At 65.6% G+C, this 7,675-nt stretch carries 10 protein-coding genes; 2 read left to right on the forward strand and 8 right to left on the reverse strand.

What is annotated here, in order from left to right; genetic code table 11:
- The 5 genes from EOD07_RS14980 to tesB all read right to left on the reverse strand — a co-directional run.
- Positions 1–404, reverse strand: a 404-nt coding sequence (locus tag EOD07_RS14980; protein WP_206519468.1) for a DNA translocase FtsK 4TM domain-containing protein, incomplete at its 3' end; no start/stop codon positions are given.
- A 206-nt stretch (positions 405–610) separates the two neighbouring features.
- A complete protein-coding gene (locus tag EOD07_RS14985) occupies positions 611–886 on the reverse strand; it encodes a hypothetical protein (RefSeq protein WP_041002938.1) in 276 nt (91 codons plus the stop codon).
- Positions 887–1,198: 312 nt separating this feature from the next.
- On the reverse strand, positions 1,199–2,482 hold the full coding sequence (locus EOD07_RS14990) for an ammonium transporter (protein WP_281059055.1): 1,284 nt from the start codon (positions 2,480–2,482) through the stop codon (positions 1,199–1,201).
- Between the two features lie 94 nt (positions 2,483–2,576).
- Entirely contained in the window at positions 2,577–2,915 is a 339-nt protein-coding gene (locus EOD07_RS14995) for a P-II family nitrogen regulator (protein WP_073985197.1), read from the reverse strand.
- 247 nt (positions 2,916–3,162) lie between these two features.
- Positions 3,163–4,026, reverse strand: coding sequence for an acyl-CoA thioesterase II (tesB, locus tag EOD07_RS15000; protein WP_127236022.1), 864 nt, complete (start codon positions 4,024–4,026; stop codon positions 3,163–3,165).
- Positions 4,027–4,129: 103 nt separating this feature from the next.
- Here tesB and EOD07_RS15005 point away from each other — a divergent pair, with 103 nt between their 5' ends.
- On the forward strand, positions 4,130–5,407 hold the full coding sequence (locus EOD07_RS15005; protein WP_127236023.1) for a ubiquinone biosynthesis hydroxylase: 1,278 nt from the start codon (positions 4,130–4,132) through the stop codon (positions 5,405–5,407).
- Positions 5,408–5,487: 80 nt separating this feature from the next.
- Here the strand turns inward: EOD07_RS15005 and EOD07_RS15010 are convergent, their stop codons facing one another.
- Positions 5,488–5,844 (reverse strand): YciI family protein, encoded by a 357-nt coding sequence (locus EOD07_RS15010; RefSeq protein WP_127236024.1) that lies wholly within the window; start codon positions 5,842–5,844, stop codon positions 5,488–5,490.
- 11 nt (positions 5,845–5,855) lie between these two features.
- A complete protein-coding gene (locus EOD07_RS15015) occupies positions 5,856–6,068 on the reverse strand; it encodes a hypothetical protein (RefSeq protein WP_127236025.1) in 213 nt (70 codons plus the stop codon).
- A 194-nt stretch (positions 6,069–6,262) separates the two neighbouring features.
- Here EOD07_RS15015 and EOD07_RS15020 point away from each other — a divergent pair, with 194 nt between their 5' ends.
- A complete protein-coding gene (locus EOD07_RS15020; protein ID WP_059189445.1) occupies positions 6,263–6,688 on the forward strand; it encodes an OsmC family protein in 426 nt (141 codons plus the stop codon).
- 197 nt (positions 6,689–6,885) lie between these two features.
- Here EOD07_RS15020 and EOD07_RS15025 read toward each other — a convergent pair whose 3' ends face one another.
- A complete protein-coding gene (locus tag EOD07_RS15025) occupies positions 6,886–7,527 on the reverse strand; it encodes a DUF480 domain-containing protein (protein WP_127236026.1) in 642 nt (213 codons plus the stop codon).
- Positions 7,528–7,675 lie beyond the last annotated feature (148 nt).

The following is a 7,675-nucleotide window of genomic DNA, read 5'->3' on the forward strand; positions in this document are numbered from 1 at the left end:
GTGTTGGGCGGCGTCACGCAGCCGGCGATGGCCGCGGCCAAAAGCGCGAAGCCGAACCAGGCGAAGCCGCGCTTCGGCAATTTGTCGACGCCGCGCGCGGAAAACAGGAGGAAGCCCCAGATCACCGCCGGCACCAGCCCCGCGACGGCGGCGAGGCCGAAGAACTGCATGGCGAGGTCGGAGAACACCGCGCCGGCATAACCCATGGCATTGGTGACGACATTGCTGGTGGCGTGTGAGAAGCTCGGGTCGGCGACGTTCCATGTGGCCAAGGCGGCGATGCCGAAGGCGGTGAACAGGAACAGCCCGGCGCCGACCAGCCGCCCGACCTGGCGCCGCGCGAATGCCTGGATGCCGTGCCCCGTATCGGTCAGCGCGAGCGGTGCTGAGGCGCCTGAACGCATGCTCTTCCCCGTAATCGTTGCCTGGCCGGGCGCATGGCGCATTCCGGCAGATTCGAACGCCAGACTATCGGGGGGAAGGTTAAGGCCGCATTAACCATGGGTCTTTACCGGATTGGCTCCAACAAAGATGGCAGGCCTTGCGGCCCGCCATCCCAGCTTGAAACAGCAAAACGATCGGGCTTCTTCCGGGCCCGACCTGCCGCAAATCACCTGTTGCCGGCGTAGGTCACCAGGTTGGCGCAGAACTCGGCGTGGGGCTTGCTCATCGCCGCGTCCTGGCATTCCTTCATCATCATGTCCTGCTTGTCCTTCGGCATCGAAGCCCAGGCCGCTTTGAAGTCGGCCTCGGACTTCATGGTCTTCATGCTGGAGTCGGTGAAGAACGGGGCCATGTTGGCCGGCTCATCGAGAGCACCGGCAAGTGCAACGCCGCTGATCATCGAAAGAGCCATGGCTCCCAGGAAGATGTTCTTGATGTTCATCAGGTGGTTCCTTCCCTCTTGTTTGGCGGGCGCCTTGATGACGCTCGCAATCCAAGTACGGAACCTCGCGGGCTGATGTTTCATGCAGGCGCGATCAAGTGAATGTGATCGAAACGACCTGGATGATCTGAGACAAAAAAAGGAGGCCCGGAAGGGTGTTCCGGGCCTCAAGGCGTGAGCCCCTTTCGAGAGCGTCACGACGGGATCCTGGGAGGAAATTCCGGGCCGGCGGGAGGAGGATCCGCCGGCCCTTGGTGCAATTCCGAACGGTCCCGGTCCGGAATTGCGCCGAAGCAGAGAGCGAAATGAGCCTTACGGCACCACCTCGCCGTGCTGGGTGACGTCGAGACCTTCAACCTCCTCCTGGGTCGACGGACGCAGGCCGACCAGCGCCTTGACGATGTAGAGGATCACGAAGGTGGCGATCGCCGTCCACAGGATGGTGAAGACGATGCCGTAGAGCTGCTTGCCGACCGAGGCGTCCTTGCCGAGCGCGTTGATCGCCGGATCGGCAAGCGCGCCGGTGAGCAAAGCGCCGATCACACCGCCGACGCCGTGCACGCCGAAGGCATCGAGCGAGTCGTCATAGCCGAACGCATGCTTGAGCTTGACCGCCGACAGATAGCAGACGACGCCGGCGATGATGCCGACGATGAAGGCGCCGGTCGGGTTGACGAAGCCGGAAGCCGGCGTCACCGCGACGAGGCCGGCGACCGCGCCCGAGATGATGCCAAGGACCGAAGGCTTCTTGGCGACGATCCATTCGGCGAACATCCAGGCCAGCGCCGCGGCGGCAGTGGCGACCTGCGTGTTCATCATGGCCGCGCCCGCGAGGCCGTCAGCCGCCAGTTCCGAACCGGCGTTGAAGCCGAACCAGCCGACCCACAGCAGCGAGGCGCCGATCACCGAGTAGACCAGGTTGTGCGGCGCCATGTTGGTGGTGCCGTAGCCCTCGCGCTTGCCGAGCACCAGCGCGCAGACCAGGCCCGCGACACCGGCGTTGATGTGGACGACCGTGCCGCCGGCGAAGTCGAGCACGCCGGCCGAACCGAGGAAGCCGCCGCCCCACACCCAATGCGCGATCGGCGCATAGACGAAGACCAGCCACAGGCCCATGAAGATCAAGAGCGCCGAGAACTTCATGCGCTCGGCGAAGGCGCCGGCGATCAGCGCCGGCGTGATGATGGCGAAGGTCATCTGGAACATCGAGAAGACGAATTCAGGGATGTTCGCCACGCCCGGCGCCCACAGCGTCGCGGTGGTGATGCCGTGGTGGAAGAATTTCGTGAAGCCGCCGATATAGGCATTCGTGGCGCCGCCGTCGGAGAAGGCCAGCGAATAGCCGAACATGAACCACAGTACCGTCACCAGGCAGGTGATGGCGAAGCTCTGCATGATGGTGGCGAGCACGTTCTTCTTGCGCACCATGCCGCCATAGAACAGCGCCAGGCCCGGGATGGTCATCATCAGCACCAGCGCCGTCGAGGTCAGCATCCAGGCGGTGTTGCCGGTGTCGAGGGCGGGCGCCGGCGCGGCAGGCGCAGCAGCGGTGGCTGCCGGGGCGGCCTCCTGCGCGATGGCGGCGACGGTGCTCATGGCCACGAGCGCGAGCGAAGCGGCCGCGCGTCCCGTCGTCTTCAAGGTGGAAGGAATATTCATTGAACTCTCCGTTGGAATGGATGGTCGCCGCTCAGAGCGCGTCGGTGTCTGTTTCGCCGGTGCGGATGCGCACCGCCTGGTCGATGCCGAAGACGAAGATCTTGCCGTCGCCGATCTGGCCGGTCTTGGCGGCCGCGGTGATGGCTTCGACGGCCTTGTCGACCATGTCGACCCCGACGGCGACCTCGATCTTGATCTTGGGCAGGAAGCTGACCGCGTATTCCGCGCCGCGATAGATTTCCGTGTGTCCCTTCTGACGCCCGTAGCCTTTGACTTCGGTGACGGTCAGGCCCTGGATGCCGACGGCGGTGAGCGCTTCGCGCACCTCGTCGAGCTTGAACGGCTTGATGATTGCCATCACGATTTTCATAAGGTTTCACCCTTTGCTGTTGCGGTCCCCCGCGTTTGCACACCTTCACCGATCCCGAGGAGCCGGAGAGTGCACGACAGGATTCAAGCTCCGTGCCAGTTGCCGAAGCAGGGTGTTAACCTGTTGTAAACAAAGGGGATGGCCGACCAGTGCACATCATTCGCGCACAGCTTGACAGGCATCACAGCCTAAAAAGTAGGCAGAAAATCAAAAATGCGCGTTTTGCAGGCAAATACGGGAGGCCGGCTCAACGTTTGAGCCGGATGAGCCCTTCCTGGGCGACGGAGGCGATCAGCGTGCCGTCGCGCGCGAACAGCGAGCCGCGGGTGAAGCCGCGCGACCCTTGCGTCGACGGGCTGTCCTGGTTGTAGAGGATCCAGTCGTCGAGCGAATGGCTGCGATGGAACCACATGGCGTGGTCGAGGCTGGCGGCCTGGATGTCGCGGTCGAAGATGGCGCGGCCATGCGCGAAGGTTGAGGTGTCGAGCAGCGTCATATCCGAAAGATAGGCAAGCACGGCTGCCTGGATGGCGCGGTTTTCCGGCACCGGACCGGTGGTGCGGATCCAGATGTTCTGCTGCGGATCCAGCTTCTCGCGGCTCGTATAGTGCTTCAGCATCACCGGCTTCATCTCGATCGGACGATCGCGCTCCCAGTAGCGCCTGATGCCTTCCGGCACCGCCTCGCCGAATTTTCCCAAGAGCTCGCGCTGGGTGAGCAGCGTGTCGGGCGCCGGCACGTCGCGCGGCATCGGCAATTGGTGCTCGAGCCCGATCTCGTCCTGCTGGAAGGAAGCCTCCAGCGAGAAGATCGCCTGGCCATGCTGGATCGCCACGACCCGGCGCGTGGCGAAGGAGCCGCCGTCGCGGATGCGGTCGACCTCGTAGACGATCGGCAGCTTGGTGTCGCCCGGCCGCATGAAATAGCCGTGCAGCGAATGCACATGGCGTTCCGGCTCCACGGTGCGCTGCGCCGCGACCAGCGCTTGCGCGATGGTCTGGCCGCCGAAGACGCGCTGCCAGTCGACCTTGGGGCTGCGACCACGATACAGATTGTGTTCGAGCTGCTCGAGGTCGAGAATATCGAGAAGCTCGTCCATGGCCGCGGTCATGTTTGAAATCCTTCAAGGATGTGCCATGGCCGGTTTCGGACAGGACGCGCAGGCAGTCAAGGCCGCAAACGGCAGCCGGCCGAAGCCGTGAAAGGATGATGCCATGGTCGACCGCAAGCCGAAGGAAGCGGAAGCGAACGGAAGCCGCGAGGCGCCGCTCGACGTGCTCATCGCCGGCGCGGGCTATGTCGGCCTCACGGCGGCCGTGTCGCTGAAGCAGGCGAGGCCGGGCCTCGCCATCGCCGTCGTCGACGCCGCCCCTGCCGGAGTCTGGCAGAAGGACGGCCGCGCCTCGGCCATCGCCGCGGCCGCCAGCCGCATGCTGGAGCAGCTCGGCGTCTGGGAAGAGATCGCGCCGGAAGCGCAGGCGATCACCGAGATGATCATCACCGACTCGCGCGCCGCCGACCCGGTGCGCCCGGTGTTTTTGACCTTCGACGGCGAGGTGGCGCCCGGCGAGCCTTTCGCTCACATGGTCGCCAACCGGGATCTCAACGGCGCGCTGCGCCGGCGCGCCGAAAAGCTCGGCATCGACATCATCGAGGGCATGGCGGTCAGCGCCTTCGACACGAACGGCGCCGGCATCACCGTGCATCTGGCGGACGGCGCGACGCTTAAGGCGCGGCTGCTTGTCGCCGCCGACGGCGTCAATTCGAAGCTGCGCGACATGGCCGGCATCAAGACGGTCAAATGGGAATACGGCCAGTCCGGCATCGTCTGCACGGTGGCGCATGAACGGCCGCACAACGGCCGCGCCGAGGAGCATTTCCTCCCCGCGGGCCCCTTCGCCACGCTGCCGCTGAAGCCGGACAAGGACGGCACCAACCGTTCGTCGATCGTCTGGGTGGAGCGCACGGAAGATGCCAAGGCGCTGGTCGAGGGCGACGAGTTCGTCTTCGAGCATGATCTGGAACAGCGCTTCGGCCTGAAGCTCGGCGAAATCCGCGTCGCCGACAAGCCGCGCGCCTGGCCGCTCGGCCTGACGCTGGCGCGCGCCTTCGTCGCGCCGCGCATCGCGCTCGCCGGGGACGCCGCGCACGGCATCCACCCGATCGCCGGCCAGGGCCTCAATCTCGGCTTCAAGGACGTGGCGGCGCTCGCCGAAGTGGTGGTCGAGGCCGACCGGCTCGGCCAGGACATCGGCGCCCTCGACGTGCTCGAGCGCTACCAGCAATGGCGCCGCTTCGACACGCTGCAGATGGGCGTCACCACCGATGTCCTGAACCGGCTGTTCTCCAACGACATCGGCCCGCTGCGCGCCGTGCGCGATCTCGGCCTCGGCCTGGTCGAGCGCATGCCGAAGCTCAAGGATTTCTTCATCCGCCAGGCCTCGGGCCTGTCGGGGGACACGCCACGGCTGCTGAAGGGCGAGGCGATCTGATAGGCCGCCCGCTGGCGGGATAGCCGCGGTCGTCATCCACGGCGGAGCGACGCGAAGCGGAGCGCAGACCCGACGCGCCGTCACGACCCCGGTATGTCGTAGATCGCCCTGATCTCGACGGTGCCGAGCTCGGCCAACGGAACGCGGTCGGCGATCGCCAGCGCCTCGTCGAGATCCGCCGCCTCGACCATGAGGAAGCCCAGCAATTGCTCCTTGGTCTCGGCGAACGGCCCGTCGGTCACCAGCCGCTTGCCTTTGCGCCGCCTGGGCGACTTCGACATCTTCCCCGGCTGCAGCGCCTGCGCGACGATCAGCTTGCCCTGCCTCTCCAATTCCCTGTCATGGGCCAGCGAATCGGCGTCGAGCTTGGCCGATTCCCGCGGGCTAAGCGCGAAGAGATCCTTTTCCTGGCCGTAGACCAAAAGCACATATCTCATTTCCGGCTCCCTTATTGCGATGAACCATAGGATGCGGTCCGGACGGTGTCAGCCGCGCCTTTGGCTGCCCCGGCATGGTCGAGAAGGCACGCGGCAACCCCGATGACGGCAACCGCCACCAAAAGCCGGCCGAAGCCGGATGGCGGCGGGTTCAGCCAGAAGTCTTCCCTGCGTTGCGGCTTGCCTCCCGAACGTCGCCAGAGTGAGAAAAACAGATCGTCCATGCGAGCCTCCGTTCGGCCACGAACCTCGTGGCCCTCGCAGGACGCGCCGGCCCGGCCGAAGTCGACATTTTCGCGCGCAACTTTCTTTGAAATTTTTGACGCCTGGAGCCGGATGGTCTTCTTCAGCGCCCGCGCTATAGTTCAGGTGAACGCTGGCGCCGCTGGCGAAAACCCCGACAAGGCAGGAGGACTCCATGGACCGCACCGCAAACGCCGTCTGGAAGGGCAATCTGAAAGAAGGCAAGGGCACGCTGGACACCCAGAGCGGCACCTTGAAAGGTACGCCCTATTCGTTCAAGGCGCGTTTCGAGGACGAAAGCGGCAAGTCCGGCACCAATCCGGAAGAGCTGATCGCCGCCGCGCATGCCGGCTGCTACGCCATGCAGCTGTCGCACTTCCTCGCCGAGAACGGCACGCCGGCCGCCGAGCTCGACGCCAAGGCGGTGGTGACGCTGGTCCCCGGCACCGGCATCACCGGCAGCGCCATCACCCTGGTCGGCAAGGTGCCGGGCATCGACGCGGCGAAGTTCAAGGAACTGGCCGAGAAGGCCAAGGCGGAGTGCCCGGTGTCGAAGGCGCTGGGGGCGATCAAGGTGTCGCTGGACGCACGATTGGGGTGATCAGTTTCGCGGGGTAGCGATCCTTCGCCCCCCTCTCTGCCCTGCCGGGCATCTCCCCCTCAAGGGGGGAGATTGGCAGCTCGAATGCCGGCTCTCCTATTTCAACGTCGGCGATTGGCGAAAGCCGGCGTGACGTCTGATCTCCCCCCTTGAGGGGGAGATGTCCGGCAGGACAGAGAGGGGGGCCTCGCGCCAACCTATCTGGTGAGCTGCCCGCCCAGCGCCTCGATCTTCGCCCGCAATGCCGCGACCTCTTCCTCCAGCGCCCTGACGCGCGCCTCGAGGCCGGAGTCTGCCGACGCCGGCGGCTGCCAGGGCGCCGCCACCGCCGTAGCCTCGACCGGCCCGCTCAGCAAATGCACATAGCGCTCCTCGCGCTGTCCGGGCGCGCGTTCGAGCAGTTGGATGAGCGGCGGCCGGCGGCCGATCATGAGGTCGAGATTGTCGCGCAGCTCCTCGATCGAGGCGAAGCGCGCCATGCGCTCCGAACGCGCCAGCAATTCATGCGCCGTCTGCGCGCCGCGCAGCAGCAAAAGCCCGATCACCGCGATCTGGGGCGTGGTCAGTGAAAAGCGCTGCGCCATCAGGTGCTCGTAACGCTCGACCCGCGAGGCGAAGGCCTGGCGCACCAAGCCCTTCTGCTCGAGCGTGCTCAGCGCCCGCCGAACCTCGGTCAGCTCCAGCGCCATCACCGGCTCGCGCGCCGTCTTCTGGTTGGCGGCCTGATGCGCGCCATTGAGCGTCAGCGGATAGACATCCGGCGTCAGTTCCTTCTTCTCGATCAGAGAGCCCAGCACGCGGGCTTCGACGGGGGAGAGGACGGGGAGATCTTCGCTCATTGAGTTGCCTATCCTTTGAGGCTGGCGGGACAGCGCCCCCCTCTGCCTGCCGGCCATCTCCCCCGCAAGGGCAGGGCTATCGCATATGGGTTATGGCCTGGATGAGATAATCATCGTTCCAGGCACATTTCTTGATGCGGTGGCTGAC

The sequence above is a fragment of the Mesorhizobium sp. M2C.T.Ca.TU.002.02.1.1 genome, assembly GCF_003997225.1.

Coding starts and splice junctions, on each gene's coding strand:
- EOD07_RS14985 (WP_041002938.1), bottom strand. CDS start 886: ATGAACATCAAGAACATCTTCCTGGGAGCCATGGCTCTTTCGATGATC.
- EOD07_RS14990 (WP_281059055.1), bottom strand. CDS start 2,482: ATGAGCACCGTCGCCGCCATCGCGCAGGAGGCCGCCCCGGCAGCCACC.
- EOD07_RS14995 (WP_073985197.1), bottom strand. CDS start 2,915: ATGAAAATCGTGATGGCAATCATCAAGCCGTTCAAGCTCGACGAGGTG.
- tesB (WP_127236022.1), bottom strand. CDS start 4,026: ATGACCGCGGCCATGGACGAGCTTCTCGATATTCTCGACCTCGAGCAG.
- EOD07_RS15005 (WP_127236023.1), top strand. CDS start 4,130: ATGGTCGACCGCAAGCCGAAGGAAGCGGAAGCGAACGGAAGCCGCGAG.
- EOD07_RS15010 (WP_127236024.1), bottom strand. CDS start 5,844: ATGAGATATGTGCTTTTGGTCTACGGCCAGGAAAAGGATCTCTTCGCG.
- EOD07_RS15015 (WP_127236025.1), bottom strand. CDS start 6,068: ATGGACGATCTGTTTTTCTCACTCTGGCGACGTTCGGGAGGCAAGCCG.
- EOD07_RS15020 (WP_059189445.1), top strand. CDS start 6,263: ATGGACCGCACCGCAAACGCCGTCTGGAAGGGCAATCTGAAAGAAGGC.
- EOD07_RS15025 (WP_127236026.1), bottom strand. CDS start 7,527: ATGAGCGAAGATCTCCCCGTCCTCTCCCCCGTCGAAGCCCGCGTGCTG.